The following is a 20,182-nucleotide window of genomic DNA, read 5'->3' as shown; positions in this document are numbered from 1 at the left end:
CTGGGGCTCAGTTGCCTTCCCTGCAATTATTAGTCACCGCCGGAGAGTCACCTTCTCCAGATTTTCTTGACTACTTCAGCCAACACAACGGCATACTGAATGCTTACGGCCCGACAGAAGTGACCGTTTGTGCGACAGGAAAGCAGTATCAATATGGGGATATTGCAACAAACATTGGTAAAGCGATTAACAACGTCCGCCTTTACGTTCTTGATAATCACGGCAATCTGTCTCCTGTCGGCGCGCCGGGAGAACTCTATATCGGCGGTGCCGGGCTGGCGCGGGGATATTTGAACCAACCGGAACTGACGGCCGCATGTTTTGTGGCGAATCCCTTTGCCACCGCAGAAGATAAGGCACTCGGTTACACCCGCCTGTACAGAACTGGCGATTTAGTCCGCTGGCGGCCGGATGGCAATCTGGAATATCTGGGCCGCAATGATTTTCAGGTCAAAATCCGTGGCTACCGCGTTGAATTGGGTGAAATTGAAATTGCCCTGACTGCCCACCCACAGGTAAAACAGGCAGTGGTGATTGACCATGAGCATAACAGCCATAAAGTCCTGGCGGCATATCTGGTGACGACGGGGGAATTGTCTGATGACAGCCTGACTGAGCATCTCTCTTCCCGTTTACCGGAATACATGCTGCCGGCCAGCTTTACCCGTATTGAAGCAGTCCCCCTGACTCTGAACGGCAAACTGGATCGCCGCGCCCTGCCTGAGCCAGTCTGGGGGGATCGTAACAACTATGTCGCGCCCCGCAATACGCTGGAAAAACAACTGTGTGCCATTTGGCAGGACGTGTTAGGTGTGGAACGAGTAGGCATCGAGGATAATTTCTTCCGTATCGGGGGCAACTCCCTGACGGCAATTAAGCTGACCGCCGCCATCCACCGCATACTGGCAACCGAGGTCTCACTGGCGCAGTTGTTTGCGCTGAAAACCATCGCGGGCCTGACAACCCAGATGGAACAGCAGATTTATACGGTTATTCCTCATCTGACACGGGAGCGTTATCCCTTATCGTTCGCTCAGGAGCGGATGCTATTTATCGAGCAATTTGAACAAGGCTCCGATACCTACCATATCCCTTATCTGGCTCAACTGGATAATGATGCCTGTCTGCCTCTGTTGGAGGCCGCCATTAACCGGCTGGCTGAACGCCATGCTGTAATGAAGATGGTGTACCGCAGCAATGATGAAGGGCAGATTGCTCCTCAGGTGCTGGACAGCAGTTTGGTTATCCAATCCCAACCCTGTGAAAACACTGACATGCTGCGGAGCACGGTTCGGGCAGAAATAGCCACCCCGTTTAATTTGACCACAGAACCCAGCCTGCGCCTGCGCCACTATCAGCTTGCCGGTCAGCACTACTTATTAATGCTATGGCACCATATCGCCATTGATGGCTGGTCGGTCGATATCTTTATGGCTGAACTGGCGGAGATTTACCACTCCTTGCAGGAAGGCCGCGACAGTCAGCTTCCCCCGTTGGAGATTACCTACGGCGATTACGCCGCCTGGCAACGAGACTATTTACAGGGCGACATCGGTGAACGCCAGCTCGCCTACTGGCAACAGGCCCTGTCCGGCTACGAATCACTGGCCCTGCCCACCGATTATCCCAGACCCACACAGGTGAATTATCAGGGACGGGATTTTAATTTTGTACTGGACACCCGGCTGTCTGAACAGTTAAGGACGCTGGCAAAAGCGCAGGAAACCACCCTGTATACCGTGCTGCTCAGCGCCTTTTATCTCACGCTGGCAAAATTGTCCGGGCAAAACGATATCGTCCTGGGGACGCCGACCGATAACCGTCACCACGCCCAAACCCAGTCCCTGATTGGGATGTTTGTCAACTCACTGGCCTTAAGGATACAATTTCAACAAACCGCCAGTGTGGAAGCACTGATTAAACAGACCCATCAGCGGGTGACTGAGGCCAAGACCCATCAGGACATGCCGTTTGAACAACTGGTTGAGGCGCTGGATATTGAGCGTGACACCGCCCGCCATCCGATTTTTCAGGTGATGTTCGGGTTGCAGAACTTTGAAGAAAATCCGCCAGACAGTCGTCTGCCGTTCAGGCCGGTGACACTGGATGAATCGTTATACAGCCCTGCTAAGTTTGACCTGAGCCTGTTTCTATCCGATGGGCAAACCGATATTACCGGGTGTCTGAACTACGCCGTCAGCCTGTTTGCTGAGGCCAGCATAGAGAGACTGGCGGGGATTTATCAGCGGGTGCTGGCAGCTTTCGTGGCAGACCAGACACAATCGCTGTCCGAAATTGACATCCTGTCTGCCCAGGAACGTTATACCCTGTTGCACCGCTGGAATCAGACCGACGCGCCTTACCCGCAGGATAAAACCCTGCAACAACTGTTTGAAATCCAAGTGGAAAGCACGCCGGATAACGTGGCGCTGGTGTTTGAAGGCGAATCCCTGACCTACCGCCAGCTTAACCAACGGGCAAACCAACTGGCTTATGTCATCCGTGAACGCTGTCAGCCACACCATCATGTTCCTATACAAGCGGATACCCCCATCGCTCTCTACCTCGACCGCAGTCTGGACATGGTGATCAGTATCTTGGCGGTACTAAAAGCCGGAGGCGCTTATGTGCCTATTTCCCCTGAATATCCATTAGAGCGGGTTCGGTTTGTTTTGGACGATACCCAATCCCCCTGCGTCGTCACTCGGCAAAAGTATCTGGCAACGCTGGCGACAGAGACGCAAACATGCGCAGGACAACCGGTACTGATAGCAACGGATGACCCGACAATCACCGCAGACCAGCCGGTAAACAATCCGGCATCGGTAAACAAGCCCTCAGATTTGGCTTATATCATTTATACCTCAGGCACTACCGGCCAGCCGAAAGGCGTCATGATTGAGCACAAAAATGTGGCTCATATGGCGGCGGCACAGGCAGAAATTTTTGATGCCGCCAAAAGAAAAAAATCCTTAATGTTTGCCGCCTATGTGTTTGATGGTTCTGTTTTCGAACTCTTCCCCAGTTTATTTAATGGCCTGACGCTTTACCTTTGCAGCGAAACAGAACGTCACGCCCCGGCAATTGAAAAACTCATTCAACGAGAAGGCATTGAAATCGCTGCCTTACCGCCAGCCATACTCAAGCTGTTAATCGGCTCGCACTTACCTTCCTTGCAGTTATTAATAACAGCCGGAGAATCCCCCTCGCTGGATTTTCTTGACCATTTCAGCCGTCATAGCGATGTCCTCAATTCTTATGGTCCAACCGAAGTGACCGTTTGTGCGACCGAAAAGAGATATCAGCCTGGGGTCATCCCAACAAATATCGGCAAAGCCATTAATAACGTCCGCCTTTACGTTCTTGATAATCACGGCAATCCGTCTCCTGTCGGCGCGCCGGGAGAACTGTATATCGGCGGTGCCGGGCTGGCGCGGGGATATTTAAACCGTCCTGAACTGACGGCCGAATGTTTTGTGGCGAATCTCTTTGCCACCGCAGAAGACAAGGCTCGCGGTTATACCCGCCTGTACAGAACTGGTGATTTAGTCCGCTGGCAAGCGGATGGCAATCTGGAATATCTGGGCCGCAATGATTTTCAGGTCAAAATCCGCGGTTACCGCATAGAATTGGAAGAAATTAAAACCGCACTCACTTTGCACCCGCAGGTAAAACAGGCGGTGGTGATTGATCATGAGCATAACGGCCATAAAGTACTGGCGGCATATCTGGTGACGGCAGAGGAACTGTCTGATGACAGCCTGACTGGACATCTTTCTTCCCGCTTGCCGGAATACATGCTGCCGGCCAGTTTTATGCGTATTGAATCCGTGCCCCTGACCCTGAATGGCAAACTGGATCGCCGCGCTCTGCCCGAGCCAGTCTGGGGGGATCGTGACAGCTATGTCGCACCCCGCAATGCGTTGGAAACTCAGCTGTGTACCATTTGGCAGGCCATCTTGGGGCTGGAGCGGGTGAGCATTGATGATAACTTCTTCCGCATCGGGGGGAACTCACTGATGGCAATTAAGCTGACCACAGCGATACGCCATGAAATGGGGATTGATATTCCTTTAAATATTTTATTTAACTACAAATGCATTTCTCTGTTATCCCAATGGTTGGAAACAGGCAATACAAAATCCAGCTTGCTTAATTTATTAACACCAAAATCAACGGCAACAAATAAGCTGTTTATGGTTCATCCTGCTAATGCAGGTAGTGAAGTCTATGAATTTCTGGCAAATAATTTATCTAGCACATATAACTGTATAGGCATCGATAATTATAATCTCTGTACAGATAATCAGATAGATTCACTATACCAAATAGCTCAAATTTATAGGGAGTTAATTCTGACTGAAACTTCTATTGATCAACCTATTCGCATCTTAGGATGGTCATTAGGTGGGCAATTAGCGATGGAGATTGCATTTCAATTAGAACAGCTAGGCGCAAAAGAAATTCAATTGTTCTTGTTAGATACTATAATCAATAATGATGAGATAAAAGAGTTCAGAGATAACTTAGCTATATCAAGTGAACATGGTCCCATCATTGTAAAATTGCGAAAAATGGGGGCAAGTGATACCTATATTAATAAAGTTTTGGCAGCAATACCATTTGAACATAGAATGACTAACTGCAATTTAAGCGGGAAATTATCTTATACCAATATTACCCTATTTAAAGCAGGCCAAATGACACCATATTGCATAGATGAAATTCAATTAGCTATGGGTAAATTGATAACAAAAATATCAGATAATAATATCTCCCAATGGACAGTCAATCCATTAGTGATTACACTGCTTAATGATTATTATCATGAAAATATTATTGAAGCTGTTTCCATTATCAGCGAAAAAATAATCAACACGCGATTAATTAAGGATAATATCAATATAACTTGATTATGGTTTACGGGGCCGGCCTTGCTGGCCCGTCAGATTTCTAGTCAAAATGAACATTCAATCCCTAGCCAAACCACCAAACGCACAATCAATAACCTTATCGACAAATTCAGGTGTAATAGGAGAAAAAGAAACCATATATTTGTAGTAAATAGCACCGAAAATGCAGTCTAACAATAAGTCATGATCAGTATTAGAAGAAATTTCTCCCTGCTCGATAGCATGTAAAATGATCTGCTTTCCTAACTGTCGTCGTGGTTCAAGCCAGCGCTGAATAAAAACCTCCCTCACCTCAGTATCATACTGCGCTGCTCCCAACAGATACCTGAACAGCAACCCGCGCTTACTTTGCAACACTTCAATAAGTTTTTTAATGGTAACCCGCATGGATTCTATCACCGGCATCTGTTTGTCATAAATAATCAGAGGCTCAATATCATCAAAGAAAGCATCCATTAAAACCGCTGATACATTCGGCCATCTACGATAAATAGTCGATTTCGCAACGCCTGAATATAAAGCAATATGATTAATAGTGATATCTGCAATCCGTCCACTTTCAGTGAGAACAAGTGCAGCACTCAACACAGTTTTTGTCGTGTCACTATCGCGCGGGCGCCCACGTCTTAATGAGGATAGCCGCTCATGCTCACTCATAACTCCCTCCGTCTATTGCAAAAAGTACCTATATTTAGGTATTGACAAATAATACTAGAAAAGCAAGTTTAGACGCTCTAATTTCGATACCAATAGTTTCGTATTTAATAAGGGTAATCGGAATAGAGTGCTATTTCTAGTAAAAAACGGGATGTACTCCGTAAAACCGAACAAACAATTCAATGCTCAACTCATAGAAAATGTTCCCAGGAACATCAATTCTGACTAAAGAATGGAGGAGAGAAATGTCTGTATATGATGTCGCTATTATTGGCGCTGGCCCAGCAGGTTTAGCTGCGGTACAGAAATTGAAAGGAAAAGGTTTACGAGTCGTACTAATCGATAATGGCAAAGCTATTCATGAACGCGATAAAGATAATCTCGTTGAGATAACCGAAGGACACGGTGGCGCTGGGCTGTTTTCTGACGGAAAATTCTCATTTTTTCCTTCTGCCAGTGCACTTTGGGAGTTACCAAACGAACCGGAATTACGGCAAGCCTATGAATGGACGTGCGCCACACTGAATACATATGGCCTGGACACACCGCCATTTCCAACAAATCCTAAAGACTTTACAGTGGGTTCCGGAGAATGGGTATTAAAAGATTATCCCTCCAATTATATGTCTCTTGAAGATAGAATTAATCTTGTTGAAGATATGGTGCAAACGGCAGATGCAGATATCATCACACAAACTAAATTCCTGTCTTATAAATACGTCAGAGGAAAAGATTCTCTGATTATGAATTTAAGAGACAATAATGCTAATACTTATCAAATTGAATGCCGACGAATCATTTTGGCTAGTGGAAGATTTGGTCCATTAGAGATTGCTAATCTAGTTGAAAAACAATCTTTCAATCGGCTAGAAGTTGGATTCCGCATTGAACAGCAAGAAGATTTAGCATTCTTTAAAAATATGAAGCAACTCGACCCGAAGTTAAAATTTCGGTCGGATGATGGCGTTATTGAATGGCGTACTTTCTGTGCTTGCCGGGATGGAGAAACAGTATTAACAAAAACCCAAGATTTATGGACCGTTTCCGGTCATTCTGACGGCCCTTCTACAGGACGATCTAATGTTGGGTTTAATACTCGTATTCTCGATGAAGATATCGCGGACCGAACACTCAATAATGTTGTCTCCGCCATGAAGCAAAAGGATTCTTACTTTAGAATCAAAGTACAAGATGTATTAACAGGAAATGCCCACATCATTACACAACTTGTATCTATTTATGGCGAAGAGCTATTCGATAAAATGTTGCAAGGATTACGTAATATCATTAAAAAATTTCCTGAAATCGATCACGAGAATACGCATATCGTTGGTCCTACACTAGAAGGCGTCGGTTGGTATCCCAGTCTTGACGGCGATTTAAGCCTGGAAACTTCCCCTTATCCTGTATGGGTTGCAGGCGATGCTTGTGGAATTTTCAGGGGTATTGTTGCTGCAATGATTAGTGGTCACTATGCCGCCTCAGCGGTTCTTAAGACCTTGGCAGTAAAAGCCGCCTAATCCGTGAGCTAGCTGAATAAGCGGGGGATTACTAAGATAGGTAATCCCTATATGTTTACCATCACAAACAGACCTACCTATCCCTATAACGAAAAAATTACCTGGGTTTATTATGAAAGTATTACATGTTTTTGATATGGATGGCACTCTTCTCACAGGAACCACGGCAAGTCTGGAAATTGCCCGTACAATGAATTGCCTGACAGAGCTTCATCTGCTAGAAAAACAATTTTCTCAAGGAGATATCAATACCAAAGAGTTTGCCGCTGAATTACAGTTTTTATGGTCAAACTTGCAATACGTTGACGTTGCCGAAGTTTTTTATGCCTCACCGTGGATTGGGGGAATAAAAGAGGTTTTTGACGATATCAGAGCCAAAGGTGAAGTATCTATGGTTATTACCCTCTCACCCGATTTCTTTGCCCAACACTTAAGAAAATTTGGGGCTGATATCGTTGTTGCATCAAATTTCCCTGCTTTACCTTTTCGTGAACCGGTTGATCCAGAAAAGATATTAACGCCTGAAAGTAAATTACAGATAGTAAAAAAATATGTACAGGAATATGGGCTGAATTTGGAAAAGTGCGTTGCTTATGGTGATTCTGACTCTGACCTCCCTTTATTTAATGCCCTTACTAATACGGTTGCCATAAATGGGACGGATAAAATACGTGAAATCGCATTAATTCATTACGAAGGTAACGATCTATGGCAACCCTATCAGCTCATACGGAAAAAAATCAGTTGTGAATAATAAGGATATCGCTATGAGCTGAAACGCCCTTTCAATTTATAGCGGTTACCGGGAAATAGCAGCCTGGCGCTGGAAACAGTGTAATGAGTCGACCAAGTTCGACGACTAATTAATAAACAGGGAGCTTCCGACTCAATTTGCAACAACTTACAGGATCGAGGATCGCCAGCAATAGCTTCCACAATGTGTTCACCTTCCGTTAATGGGGCAATCATTGACAAATAATCGTGTGGCGTAAGCTTAGTAAAATCCTGTTGCAAATAGCCAGGAGCCGCTTGAGCATTAACATAACGATCTTCTATCTGAACAGGAACATCGTTTTCATAGTGGATAATAATCGAATGGTAAATCGGCGTACCGACGACAATATCCAATTCAGCGGCCTGTTTCACATCCGCATTCAGCTCGGATAATTTTAAGATTTTACAGCTATGCTGATGAGAACGAGCTGAAATCTCATCAGCAATGCTGTGAATTTCGAACAACGCAGATTGCCCCTTTGGTTCAGCGACAAACGATCCCACGCCTTGCAGCCGTACTAATAATCCTTCAGCAGTCAATTCCCGCAACGCACGGTTGGCAGTCATACGACTACAATTAAACTGTTTAACCAATTCAGCTTCAGAGGGAACACGATCATTTGATTTCCATTCACCTGTATAAATTTTTTCAATGATGGATTGTTTCACTCTGGCATACAGAGGCGCAGGTTTGGCAAATGATCCTGATAAGTGAGTCGTCACAATAAATTCCTTATGCTGTAAAAATGTTAAGTGATTAATTACATTCACTTTATCAGGCTATCTTCGCCAAAATAAAAAACACAATAGTACTGTTATTCTAGATAATCAATACCACCAATGTGCTAATTGCCAGGCAATACGCGCCGCTGCTTTTCCACCTATGCCTTGCATATCAAATATTGGATTGAGTTCAACCAAATCAGCCGCCTGTAGTTTACCGCTCTGACAAATTGGCTGAACTAATTGCAAAAGGCGTTCTAATGGCATCCCCAATGCGGCTGGCGCAGAGACGGCTGGCATCTGATAAGCAGGTAATACATCCAAATCGATCGTCATATAAATCAAATCAACTTGCTGGAGTATATCTTGTATCTGCTGTCGCACCTTGCCCAGCATAGTTTCACGACATTGCTCATCCCAAATAATCGTGGCATTCAAGTGGTTTGCCTCATCCACCAATGCCTGAGTATTAGACGCCAAACTTGCGCCAATGCAAGTATAGTGAAACTGGCGTTGATGTTGCTGACAATATTCAGCAAGTTGACGAAATGGTGTACCAGAAGTGGGCTGCGACGATCGCCGTAAATCAAGATGAGCATCAAAGTTAATAATACCAACACGTTGGTGTGGAAAAGCATCATAAATTCCAACACCATGAGCAAAAGCCGTTTCATGCCCACCGCCCAATACCAAAGTACGTACATTCTGACGCTGGCATTGGGTAACGGCGTCAGATAAGGCTTGCTGCGCCTCACATAATTGATTGGGGTTAGCACGAATACTTCCCAAGTCCACCAATCGATCATGCCCTTTATGACTCGCCATATTTGCCAACGATTGCCGCAAATAATCAGGACCTTGATTGGCGCCTGGCCTCCCTTGATTACGTTTTACACCTTCATCACATTCAAACCCTAATAGAGCAATATAGTGAGAAAATTCTTCCGGCGTAAAATACGGAGATAGTTTAACTGTTTGAAAAAGCCGAAGTGCATTATCCGCTTCTGCCAAATCATTTCGTCCTTGCCAAATAGTCGGCGAAGTAGCATGCCATAAATTCATTTACCGCTCCTTATCTGTTTATATATTGGAATGAGTTATAACACCACGAAACACTCTGGTATTCAAAGGGTTATGGCCCAACTCATAGAAAATATCAACGGGATTTTCCGCATCCCAAACAACAAAATCGGCGTAAGCTCCCGCACGCAACTGCCCGTGACTCTGCTCTCTGCCCAATGCGCAAGCCGCATGCCGGGTTACACCCAGCCATACCTCTTCAGGAGTCAATCCAAATTGGACACATGCCATATTCATAGCCATTCGCAAAGAAGCAAATGGGCTGGTTCCAGGATTAAAATCGGTAGATACAGCTATCGGCACATTAAATTGCCGCAATAAATCAATCGGTGGGCGCTGTGTTTCCTGCAAAAAGTAGAACGCGCCAGGAAGCAAAACGGCTACCGTATCACTGTGACTGAGCGCTTCAACCCCCGCCTGATCCAAATATTCAATATGATCCACAGAAAGACCATGATAGCGAGCGACCAGTTCACTTCCGCCTAAATGAGATAACTGCTCCACATGACCTTTTACTGGAATATTCCAACGTTGTGCCGCCTGAAAAAGCCGCTCAGTCTGCGCCAGATTGAACCCTACACTTTCACAAAAAACATCTACTGCCTCAAACAACCCTTTTTGCCAGAGTTGTGGGAGGATATCTTCGCAAATCAGATCCATATAAGCGTCAGGATTATGCTTATATTCAGGTGGGCAAGTATGAGCAGCGAGCAATGTGGGGCTGATTTCTATCGGATTATGCCGCGCCAAGTTCTGCGTAACTTGTAGCAACTTTTCTTCATTTTCCAGATTTAATCCATAACCCGATTTAATCTCAATAGTGGTTACGCCTTCGGCCATAAATGCAGCAAGACGCTGCTGCGCGGAACACTCAAGTTGTTCATGAGAACTGGCCCGAGTCGCAGAAACTGTCGCATTAATCCCCCCCCCTTGAGCACTAAGTTCAGCATAAGACATACCATTTAAACGCTGTTCCCACTCATAAGCCCGGTTACCACCAAACACTAAATGAGTGTGACAATCGATTAAACCAGGGGTAATCAGGCGTTGTTGGACATCAATAACCTGACAACAATTCGTCTGTAATGTTACGGTAGGCAAAATAGCTAAAATTTTGTCATCACGTACCAGAAGATCATATTCTTTTAATAATCCGTAAGCTGCATTGACAGCAGGGTCCATTGTTGCCAGTCTTGCATTGCGCCAGATGATATCAGTATCACGCAGTTCTATCGCCATGATTAGCATCCTGTATTGGTCTGTATCTGATAAATCAGGTTCTTAGTTGTATATACATTTTATTTTCCAACCAACGGTCATTGTCAAATTATTTTATTGACTACTTGGATATACCTTCTTATCAGCATTTTTAAACCACAAACTCGGTAAAATCAGGTTTCATTAAGCATAATTAGGTTTAATAGTTAAAAAGATGCAGTACACTTGTCACAAAATGGTTTAATTAACTGAGCAATGATGAAAAATAAATACTCCCTGAATGAGGAAGAAATTCACTTATTTCAACAATCGGTAGCAGGCGCCAAACGCATTAACCAGGATACTGTCTTACATTCTTCCAGAAGAAAAAAAACCAGCTATATCGCCCCTGAACGAGTCCAGCAAGAGCAAATTGACGCCAGCTACTATTTTTCTGATGAATTTCAGCCTAACCTCGATACCGAGGGCCCTACCCGTTACGTAAGGGGAGACACAAGCCATTACGAATTGAAGAAATTACGTCGAGGTGACTATTCGCCAGAGCTGTTTCTTGATTTACATGGTCTGACTCAAATGCAGGCCAAACAGGAAATTGGGGCATTGATCGCTGCCTGTCGTCGTGAACATGTCTATTGTGCCTGCATCATGCACGGCCACGGAAAACACATTCTCAAACAGCAAACACCTCTGTGGTTAGCTCAACACCCAGATATCATAGCCTTCCATCAAGCGCCAAAGGAATGGGGCGGCAACGCCGCACTATTGATGCTTATCGAACTTGATGAGCCTTAAGCCTATACCCGTTATCTTTCCATAAGGTATATACATTGCTGAATTATTAGGCTTTTTCTGCTAATTGTGACGGACTGACCTGCCAGACAAGAGTCCCTTTGCCAGTCTGGCTATTTAAATCTACACATATCATCGCAGCAGTCGCAAACATCGGTGGTGTTTCTGCCGGACATAGCTCAGCAACTAAGTAGCTGACTAATGGTAAATGAGAAACAACTAAAACAGCGTTATGACCTTGCTCAGCAAGAAACTGGAGATAACTACTCACTGTAGCAGCATCACCTGACGGCGTTAACCCCAACAACACTTCTTCACCATCCGGTAAAGATAAAGATTTACGAACAACTTGTAACGTCTGTTCAGCGCGAATATAAGGACTCACCAATATGAGATCAATCTGATGCTTTTGCTGTGCTAACCAGCAAGCCATTTTTTGCGATTCATCACAACCGCGAGGAGTCAGTTGCCGGGCGGCATCGCTCATTGCATCTAAAGCCGCGTCACCATGACGCATAATAAAAATTTGCATAGTCCACCGTATGAATGAGTAAATGCAGTTATTCTACCGCTAACAAATATCAGCAATCTCAACCTGAGTTATACAATAAAAATTGTTACTACAAAAACATTTCAAACACGGTGAACAAGCATTCTACTCAAAATAAATAGAATGGTTGAACAACAACCCGATGGATGTTGCTTGAATCTATACCCGTTATCCTTCAAGTTGCCTCTTTGTTGGCGGCACTCGCTCACCCTGGTCACATAGTTATCTATGCTCCCGGGGATTCACTCCCTTGCCGTCGCGATGTATCTGAAATCCATAGGGTATATAAAGAGATCCTTTTCATTCAAAAACACTCAGTACAATTCCGGTGCTTCAACAACACCGGAATTAATTTTTTCATCAATACAGTATAGGCCACTATGGATAAAAACTTTTATTCTGTTCAGCCATTTTCACTAAACATTCACAAGGTACAAATCTGTCTCCATACTGGCTTTCCAGCCTACGCAGGATCTCTACCACTCTGGCACAACCAAGGCTATCAATATAACGGAATGGACCACCAAAGAATGGCGGAAAACCTATGCCAAATACCGCCCCAATATCACCATCACGCGGACTTCTGATAATGCCTTCATCCAGACAACGAACAGCTTCATTAAGCATTAGCATCACACAACGCTGAGCGATTTCTGACGAGAGCATATGCGATTCAGGTGTTATATTCAGCAAGGTATAAATCGAGCTATCAACTTTTTTGCCTTTCTTACCAAACTGCCAGAATTTTCTGGCCTCTGATGCATACAAATAGAAACCACGGCCATTTTTCCTACCCTTGCGACCATCTTTCAATACAGCATCAAGAGATTCAGGCGCAGCAAAACGCGGGCCTAGTTGTTCTACCAGAATCGGCATGATTTTGGTGCCAACATCAATACCTACTTCATCCAATAAATTAATCGGCCCTACCGGAAAACCAAAATTAACCAGTGCTCCATCGATATGGTCAATAGGTTCCCCTGCTACCAGACAATGAGCGGCTTCACTAATATAAGGGACGAGAATCCGGTTCACATAAAATCCGGCTTTATCACCTACCACAATAGCGGTTTTACCCTGTTTCTTCGCCAAAGCAACGGCTGTAGCAATCGTTTTCTCACTGGTCCCTTGATGTGGAATAACTTCCACCAACGGCATCTTATCCACCGGACTAAAATAATGCAGACCAATAACTTGTTCTGGTCGTTGAGCTTTTTCAGCAATTTGATGGATAGGCAGTGAAGATGTATTAGATGCAAATATGGTCTCTGGTTTAGCATTCGTTTCAATTTCCGCCACCATTTGCTGCTTTAGTGACAAATCCTCAAACACGGCTTCAACAACAATATCGGTTTGTGCGAAACCACGGTAATCCGTCGTTCCTGAAATCAGCATCATTTGTTGAGCACGCTCTGCCGGGCGTAGTCGTTTTTGCTTCACCCGCTTGGACAACAAATCCCAAGTATATTTCAATACCTGGCTAATGCCCTTTTCATTAATATCTTTAATCCGCACCGGTAGTTTGCCGCGAGTGGCTGTTACATTCGCAACGCCTCCGCCCATCAAGCCACCACCTAATATACCAACGCGCTTGATTTCCGCCGGTCTCTCTGATGAACCCGTTTCATTCTTCAACGAAGTCGCAGCAAAAAACAGATTACGTAAAGCCGCAGATTCCCGTGTCATCGCCAGCTCGCCAAATGCTACCGCCTCAGCCCGTAAACCCTGACTCATGCCTTTTTCAAGACCCTCTTTGACAACATCAATAATTCGTTCAGGCGCAGGATAATGCCCACGAGTTTTCGCCAATGTCTTTTTACGAACGATATTAAACAAAAAGTATCTTCCCAAGGGGCCAACTAATAACCGCTGTTGCCACGGCAAAGGCTTACGCACAGGAATACCCTTTTTGACTTTTTCGATAGCAATGTCCAGCAGAATATCCAACGGCACAGCGTCATCCACCAACCCGAGCCGTAATGCCTGTTTCGCCCGTAGCTGTTTACCCGTCAGAATGATATCCAACGCTGAACTGACGCCAATAAGTCTTGGCAACCGCTGAGTACCGCCAGAACCGGGTAATAACCCAAGTTGAACTTCGGGTAATCCAAGACGAGTTTTATCGTCCAGTGAACATACGCGCCAATGACATGCAAGCGCCAATTCCAAACCGCCTCCCAAACAAGCGCCATGAATTGCTGCTACGACAGGCAAGGGATAATTAGCTATCTGGGAAAATAGTTTCTGACCCTTTTCAGCCAAATCGCGCGCGTCTTCTTTGGTCTTACATCCGGCAATCATAGAAATATCGGCACCGGCAATAAACGTATCCGGTTTACCGGAAATCAATATTAATCCTTTAAGACCCGAAGATTGCTGAGCTTGTTTGAAAACATTCAGAAACTGATCAACAAATTCTGCTTTCAGCGTATTTACCTTTTCTCCCGGCACATTAATGGTGATAACGCCGATCTTATCCGGCCTGATATCAAAACTGAAAACGGAAGCAGTTTGGTTTGTACCCGTAGTGATGGGTGCCGCATCATGCTGAGCCTGAGTCATTATTCCACCTCCAATACCATAGCCGTGCCCAACCCGCCAGCAGCACAAGCGGTAGTCAACCCAAGCCCACCGCCACGACGACGCAACTCATTCAGTACTTGCGTCACCATACGAGCTCCTGTCGCTGCGAATGGGTGCCCATAAGCGATTGAACCGCCTAAAACATTAAATTTGTCCATATCGACTTCACCAATTGCCTGAGCACGCCCTAATTTATTACGAGCAAATTCATCACTGGCGAACATTTTCAGGTTTGCCAGTGTCTGAGCCGCAAAAGCTTCATGCATATCGATTAAAGTTAGATCTTTTAGTGTAATACCTGCACGATCAAGCGCTATTGGCGTGGCGTATGACGGCCCTAATAACATATCTTGCCAAACATCAATGGCTGAAAATGCATAGCTACGCAGATAACCGAGCGGTTTTGTTCCCAACGCCTTAGCCACTGATTCACGCATCAATATGACCGCCGCGGCACCATCTGTCAGCGGTGTACTGTTTGCAGCAGTGACCGTGCCGTACTTACGGTCAAATGCCGGACGCAGCTTCGCATAAGAGGTCAGTACAGAATTTCTACGAATATTATTATCTTCAAGCAGCGCTTCACGGTACGGTGGGAAGTGAGTTGTCATGACTTCATCAGCCAACAATCCCTGTTCCCAAGCTTTCGCCGCCAGAATATGGGAGCGGTGTGCTAACGCATCCTGATCTTCTCGACTGATACGGTAAGTCTTCGCCATCTGTTCTGCGGTATCTCCCATACGCAGACCTGTCGAATATTCCGCTACCGCCGGAGATACAGGCAATAAATCGCGAAATTTAAGGCGACTAAGTAGTTTAAGGCGTTGCGATAGCGTTTTAGCCTTATTCATATCCACCAAAGTACGAGCTAGGGATTTAGTCACACCAATCGGCAATACAGACGAGGAATCCGCTCCGCCGGCAATCCCGATATTCACCGAGCCAGCCATAATGCTTTCAGCCACATTGGCAATCGCCTGGAAACTAGTGGCGCACGCACGGGATACACTATAAGCATCAGTACTCACACTTAACCCAGCACCAAGAACGATTTCACGGGCGATATTCGGCGCTTCCGGCATCTGCACTACTTGCCCAAACACCAGTTGGTCAATCTTTTCAGGGAGTAAACCACTCCTAGTCACAAGTTCGCTGACGACTGATTTACCCAAATCCACAGCCGGGATGCCGTGATACGATGTTGCCTGTTTAGCAAATGGAATACGCAGCCCACTGACAATGGCGATACGATCACCTTGCTGTGTCACTTTTGTTAAAGGACGACTCATAACGGCTCCTGAAAGATTATCGTTAACTGAATCAAATTACTGAAAAAACTTTTCAACCAATCTGGACAGGTCTGACCTGATAGATCATTGTTAGCGTAATGTTTATAAATAGCAAACCTGAATAAATCAAAAATGAGAGGAAGCGCAACTTTAATTTTTTTAATGGCTAAATGGTTTCAATACTTATTCGAACATGTTCGCAAGCTTTTATGCGAAATTAGCCTATTACCCCAGTCACAATTTCATTACTAAAATATTCATAATGAATTTTAATATTTTATCTCTCTTAAACTACCGGGAAACTCGTCCTACCCCCTAAAGAATATTTATTTGCCGAAATTTGATCTTAAAAAATCATTTTTAAACGTTTTTATTAATATCAAAAATCATTTTTTTGTTAACTGAGTCGCGTTTTTGATATCAACTTGGTAATATTTTGAAAACATTCTTGCAACACCAACTGTTATCAGACCTATACTTCACGACTGGTCTGATTTGTCAGCGAGACAAACCGACCCTACAATCCTGCGCTCCTTGCTAAGATTAAGTGGCATAGTTAAATAATAAACAAGAGGGTTTTGGTTATGAACCAGAAAAACCTGTTCACCCGTTCAGCATTAGCGGTTGCAGTGGCTATAATTTCATCCAACGCTGGCGCTGCTGGTTTCCAGTTAAATGAATTTTCTACCTCGGCTTTGGGCCGCGCTTTTTCCGGGGAAGGCGTTGTCGCTGATAACGCAACGGTAGGAAGCCGTAACCCAGCAGCAATGACGCTGTTTGATCGCCCATCATTTTCTATTGGCGCCATCTATATCAACCCAGATGTTGATATTACCGGTAAATCCCCAATAACGGGCAAAAGTACTAACGCTAAAAATATTGCGCCTACCGCTTGGATACCTAACCTACATTTCATTATGCCAATCGATGATCAATGGTTTGTTGGTACTTCGGTCACTACCAACTTCGGCCTGGCAACGGATTTTAGCAATAACTATGAAGCAGGCCCTATCGGCGGTAAAACTGACCTGACAACATTAAACTTCAACTTAAGCGGTGCTTATAAGCTGAATGATCACTTTAGCTTTGGTTTAGGGCTGAACGCTGTTTATGCGGATGCAGAAATCGTCCGTCATGCGGGTATTCTGTCACAGAAACTGCGAGGCGCCATAAAACCAACAGATGAAGTTGCTAATCTGTCAGGTAAAGATTGGGGCTATGGCTGGAACGCAGGCATCATGTATGAAGTGGATGAAAATAACCGCTACAGCTTGACTTATCGTTCTAAAGTTAAAATTAAGTTTAAAGACGGTGATTATAAAAATGACGTACCTGTTGCGCTAGGTCCAATGCTGGAAAGAGCGGGAGTGCCTTTACCTGCTACTGGAGGCCAAACCGTTGGCGGTAAATTGGATCTCAATTTGCCGGATATCTGGGAGATTTCCGGTTACAACCGCGTAGCACCTAAATGGGCTATCCACTATAGCCTGGCATATGCAGGCTGGAGTGAGTTCGATGAACTGAAAGGGACCAGAAAAAAAGATGGTTCAGTTCTGTTTAGTAAACATGAAGGCTTCAAAGATGCCTACCGTATTGCTTTAGGTACGACTTATTATCACGATGACAATTGGACATTCCGCACGGGTATCGCCTTTGATGACAGCCCGATTCCGGCTGAAAACCGTTCTATCTCCATCCCTGATCAAGATCGTTTCTGGCTGAGTGCGGGTGCAACTTACGCATTTAACAAAGACGCTTCCGTTGATGTAGGCGTTTCGTATATGCATGGTCAGAAAGTCACTGTCAAAGAGAGATTATCTGATAACAAATCTGATCCAACTAACGTACCATACGAATTCAGCGCTAAAGGCACTGCCTGGCTGTATGGTGTGAACTTCAACTACGCATTCTAATAATATGCCACTCTCAAAAAGGATAGCGACATTGCTATCCTTTTTTATCTACGCGGTTAAAAACCAAATAAGGAGTTATCAATCATCAATACTATCTAAATCATCCTGTATTGCTTCAGCATTTGGATTTTTCGTAGCTTCCAGTTTACCTCCGCTTGCCATAAAATCATGGCTCTGGAAATAAGCCTCACGCATCATTAAATAAGGATCTGACGAGTTCTTCAACAAGCCATCAGAATCCAGTAAACGAGCACGGTTTTCAATCCCTTCAAATGCCCACTTGCCGGCTGACATCCAAATAGTCAGATAACTCAGCATTGGATAAGTCATATCCGCCCAGTTTCCCCCTTCATCACGTAGGGTGAAATTGCCATAGCCCGGTAATACAACATAAGGGCCATACCCCACCTTATGATAGCCCAGAGTACTCCCAAAGCGTTTTGGCTCTTCTTTTGCCAATTTGGGGTTTGCCATCGTTGCAACATCAATCAGCCCCCCCATACCCAAAATGGTGTTCAGGAAAAAACGATTAAAATGTTTCATTCCCTGATATGGATTACCACGCAAGAAACTGTTTACCATACTAGCCGGCTCTTCGAGATTACTCAGAAAATTACCCAAACCATTTCGAGCAGGCATCGGCACATAATCACGCCACGCTACCGCGACTGGACGTAAAACATAAGGGTCAAGAACATCATAATTAAAGTTGAACATTGTACGGTTAAAACCTTCCAATGGGTCTGAACGCCCCTGTTCAACAGTATCAGATGAATTAGCGCATCCCACTAGTAATGCGGCGGTAAGAGCAATTCCGCCCAAACGATACTTCATACATCTCTCCAAGTAATAACCTTCTAGATCCGGCAAATTAGTTTGTTGCACGACTCGCCGATGATCATCAATAATGTCAATATTACTGACAATCTAACTTGAATGGTACTCAATTCAAGCGATCACTAAATAGGCAAACAGTTTATAACGCCTTATATTATGAATGAAAAGCCGTTATAATAAAGCTATGTCCCCTTAGTTAAATGGATATAACAAGCCCCTCCTAAGGGCTAATTGCTGGTTCGATTCCAGCAGGGGACGCCACTCTAATGCTAATAAACATAACCTTTCGCTAACGGAATTTCTTTAAAACAGCTCTTCCCCACCTTTGTCGTAGAAGATGTTTGTATGTCTGTCGAGTCACATTAAGCATAAAAAACCCCACCAGATAGTTGATGAGGCTTATTTTTATATCTCTGGAGCTGTCAATCGATTATTTAGATGAACCTGTAGACGACGGTTTCAAGATGATTTAAAGATCGTAACTCCACCATAACTCTATTTCTTCTAAGGCTCTTCTGTACCGTCAATCTCCAATGCAGCTTTATCAAATGTATAAAGCGGTGAAACCGACTCTTTGTTTTTTATTCCATACCGCTGAGACTTATTCACTATCAATGCGTCCGCAAAGTCGGCCTGCTTAGTCTTGCCTCCGCATTTAATCGGTTTTGCATTGATATAGTCATCCAATGCACACCAGAGCGCATGACCATCTTCGAAGACAACATTAGGCTCTTCAATGAGCCTATGCAACACTTTTATCAGCGACTCTTTAGGCAGCAAGTAACGCTTGCCCCTCAATGTCCAAATTGTCTCAACTAAGACTACATCTGTGATCAAGATTTTTTGATTACCTTCAAAGAGTGCATTGGCCTTTTGAGATTGGTTCGCATCATCTTGCAGCAGATACCTAAGTAAGACGTTTGTGTCTACCGCAATCATCAGTGCATGCCACTCTCAAGTGATTCTTCTTCACTCACCTGGTGATCGGCCAAGATACCCTTCAATATCCCCTTCGCGGCACCTTTGCGCTTTGTGACAATTGAAATGACCCCTTTTCGGCTGACAAAACTCTCATATTCATCACCTGGCTGAATGCCAGCTATCAAACATTGCTCCAGCGGTAACGTCACCTGCCTTTTTTGGCTAACTATTGGCATACAAACACCTCTTTACTAAATATAAAAAGTAAAGATATTCGCATCTTTGCATGTTGTCAACAGTATATACTGTATTTATCTTGGCATAATTACCAATAAACAAGTAAGTCTCTATTTCTTAAAAATTTCAAATAATAAAAATAAAACATCATCCTAAAATAACTCGATATATTTCATCA

General features: G+C 44.4%; 15 protein-coding genes and 1 tRNA gene. 6 read left to right on the top strand and 10 right to left on the bottom strand.

Annotated features, from left to right (window positions below):
- Positions 1 to 11 precede the first annotated feature (11 nt).
- Entirely contained in the window at positions 12 to 4,913 is a 4,902-nt protein-coding gene (locus EAE92_RS16490; protein ID WP_246545256.1) for a non-ribosomal peptide synthetase, read from the top strand.
- Positions 4,914 to 4,970: 57 nt separating this feature from the next.
- Here the strand turns inward: EAE92_RS16490 and EAE92_RS16485 are convergent, their stop codons facing one another.
- Complete coding sequence (locus tag EAE92_RS16485; protein WP_214068875.1) at positions 4,971 to 5,570, bottom strand: TetR/AcrR family transcriptional regulator; 600 nt, start codon at positions 5,568 to 5,570, stop codon at positions 4,971 to 4,973.
- Between the two features lie 245 nt (positions 5,571 to 5,815).
- On the opposite strand from EAE92_RS16485, the gene EAE92_RS16480 reads away from it, so the two are divergent.
- Complete coding sequence (locus EAE92_RS16480) at positions 5,816 to 7,090, top strand: FAD-dependent oxidoreductase (RefSeq protein ID WP_214068874.1); 1,275 nt, start codon at positions 5,816 to 5,818, stop codon at positions 7,088 to 7,090.
- A gap of 112 nt (positions 7,091 to 7,202) precedes the next feature.
- The gene (locus tag EAE92_RS16475) at positions 7,203 to 7,844 is read left to right on the top strand and encodes an HAD family hydrolase (RefSeq protein WP_214068873.1); all 642 of its coding nucleotides are present in this window, start codon (positions 7,203 to 7,205) and stop codon (positions 7,842 to 7,844) included.
- An 11-nt stretch (positions 7,845 to 7,855) separates the two neighbouring features.
- Here EAE92_RS16475 and hutC read toward each other — a convergent pair whose 3' ends face one another.
- From hutC to hutI, 3 genes are all read right to left on the bottom strand, one after another.
- Complete coding sequence (hutC, locus tag EAE92_RS16470; protein ID WP_214068872.1) at positions 7,856 to 8,587, bottom strand: histidine utilization transcriptional repressor HutC; 732 nt, start codon at positions 8,585 to 8,587, stop codon at positions 7,856 to 7,858.
- A 105-nt stretch (positions 8,588 to 8,692) separates the two neighbouring features.
- The gene (gene hutG / locus EAE92_RS16465) at positions 8,693 to 9,649 is read right to left on the bottom strand and encodes a formimidoylglutamase (RefSeq protein ID WP_214068871.1); all 957 of its coding nucleotides are present in this window, start codon (positions 9,647 to 9,649) and stop codon (positions 8,693 to 8,695) included.
- An 18-nt stretch (positions 9,650 to 9,667) separates the two neighbouring features.
- Entirely contained in the window at positions 9,668 to 10,906 is a 1,239-nt protein-coding gene (gene hutI / locus EAE92_RS16460; protein ID WP_214068870.1) for an imidazolonepropionase, read from the bottom strand.
- Positions 10,907 to 11,143: 237 nt separating this feature from the next.
- Between hutI and smrB the strand changes: the two genes are divergently transcribed.
- Complete coding sequence (smrB, locus tag EAE92_RS16455) at positions 11,144 to 11,677, top strand: endonuclease SmrB (RefSeq protein WP_105398847.1); 534 nt, start codon at positions 11,144 to 11,146, stop codon at positions 11,675 to 11,677.
- Positions 11,678 to 11,723: 46 nt separating this feature from the next.
- Here the strand turns inward: smrB and sixA are convergent, their stop codons facing one another.
- From sixA to fadI, 3 genes are all read right to left on the bottom strand, one after another.
- Positions 11,724 to 12,206 (bottom strand): phosphohistidine phosphatase SixA, encoded by a 483-nt coding sequence (gene sixA, locus EAE92_RS16450; RefSeq protein ID WP_214068869.1) that lies wholly within the window; start codon positions 12,204 to 12,206, stop codon positions 11,724 to 11,726.
- A gap of 396 nt (positions 12,207 to 12,602) precedes the next feature.
- A complete protein-coding gene (gene fadJ, locus EAE92_RS16445) occupies positions 12,603 to 14,786 on the bottom strand; it encodes a fatty acid oxidation complex subunit alpha FadJ (RefSeq protein WP_214068868.1) in 2,184 nt (727 codons plus the stop codon).
- On the bottom strand, positions 14,786 to 16,096 hold the full coding sequence (gene fadI, locus EAE92_RS16440; protein WP_214068867.1) for an acetyl-CoA C-acyltransferase FadI: 1,311 nt from the start codon (positions 16,094 to 16,096) through the stop codon (positions 14,786 to 14,788). The genes fadJ and fadI overlap by 1 nt, the downstream gene beginning before the upstream one ends.
- A gap of 584 nt (positions 16,097 to 16,680) precedes the next feature.
- Between fadI and fadL the strand changes: the two genes are divergently transcribed.
- Complete coding sequence (gene fadL / locus EAE92_RS16435; RefSeq protein WP_214068866.1) at positions 16,681 to 18,009, top strand: long-chain fatty acid transporter FadL; 1,329 nt, start codon at positions 16,681 to 16,683, stop codon at positions 18,007 to 18,009.
- A 78-nt stretch (positions 18,010 to 18,087) separates the two neighbouring features.
- Here fadL and mlaA read toward each other — a convergent pair whose 3' ends face one another.
- On the bottom strand, positions 18,088 to 18,843 hold the full coding sequence (gene mlaA, locus EAE92_RS16430) for a phospholipid-binding lipoprotein MlaA (RefSeq protein ID WP_036812382.1): 756 nt from the start codon (positions 18,841 to 18,843) through the stop codon (positions 18,088 to 18,090).
- Between the two features lie 189 nt (positions 18,844 to 19,032).
- Here mlaA and EAE92_RS16425 point away from each other — a divergent pair.
- Positions 19,033 to 19,107: transfer RNA gene (locus EAE92_RS16425), tRNA-Arg, on the top strand.
- A gap of 243 nt (positions 19,108 to 19,350) precedes the next feature.
- Here EAE92_RS16425 and EAE92_RS16420 read toward each other — a convergent pair.
- Positions 19,351 to 19,785 carry a type II toxin-antitoxin system VapC family toxin gene (locus EAE92_RS16420; protein ID WP_214068865.1) on the bottom strand — a complete coding sequence of 145 codons (435 nt, stop codon included), beginning with the start codon at positions 19,783 to 19,785 and terminating at the stop codon, positions 19,351 to 19,353.
- Positions 19,785 to 20,003, bottom strand: coding sequence for a hypothetical protein (locus EAE92_RS16415; protein ID WP_040149197.1), 219 nt, complete (start codon positions 20,001 to 20,003; stop codon positions 19,785 to 19,787). Before EAE92_RS16415 ends, EAE92_RS16420 begins: the two co-directional genes overlap by 1 nt.
- Positions 20,004 to 20,182: the final 179 nt, after the last annotated feature.

The sequence above is a fragment of the Photorhabdus hainanensis genome (assembly GCF_018448965.1).
Classification (GTDB): domain Bacteria; phylum Pseudomonadota; class Gammaproteobacteria; order Enterobacterales; family Enterobacteriaceae; genus Photorhabdus; species Photorhabdus akhurstii.
Note: the sequence above shows the minus strand (reverse complement) of the source record. Positions and strands in the feature narration are given on the sequence as shown.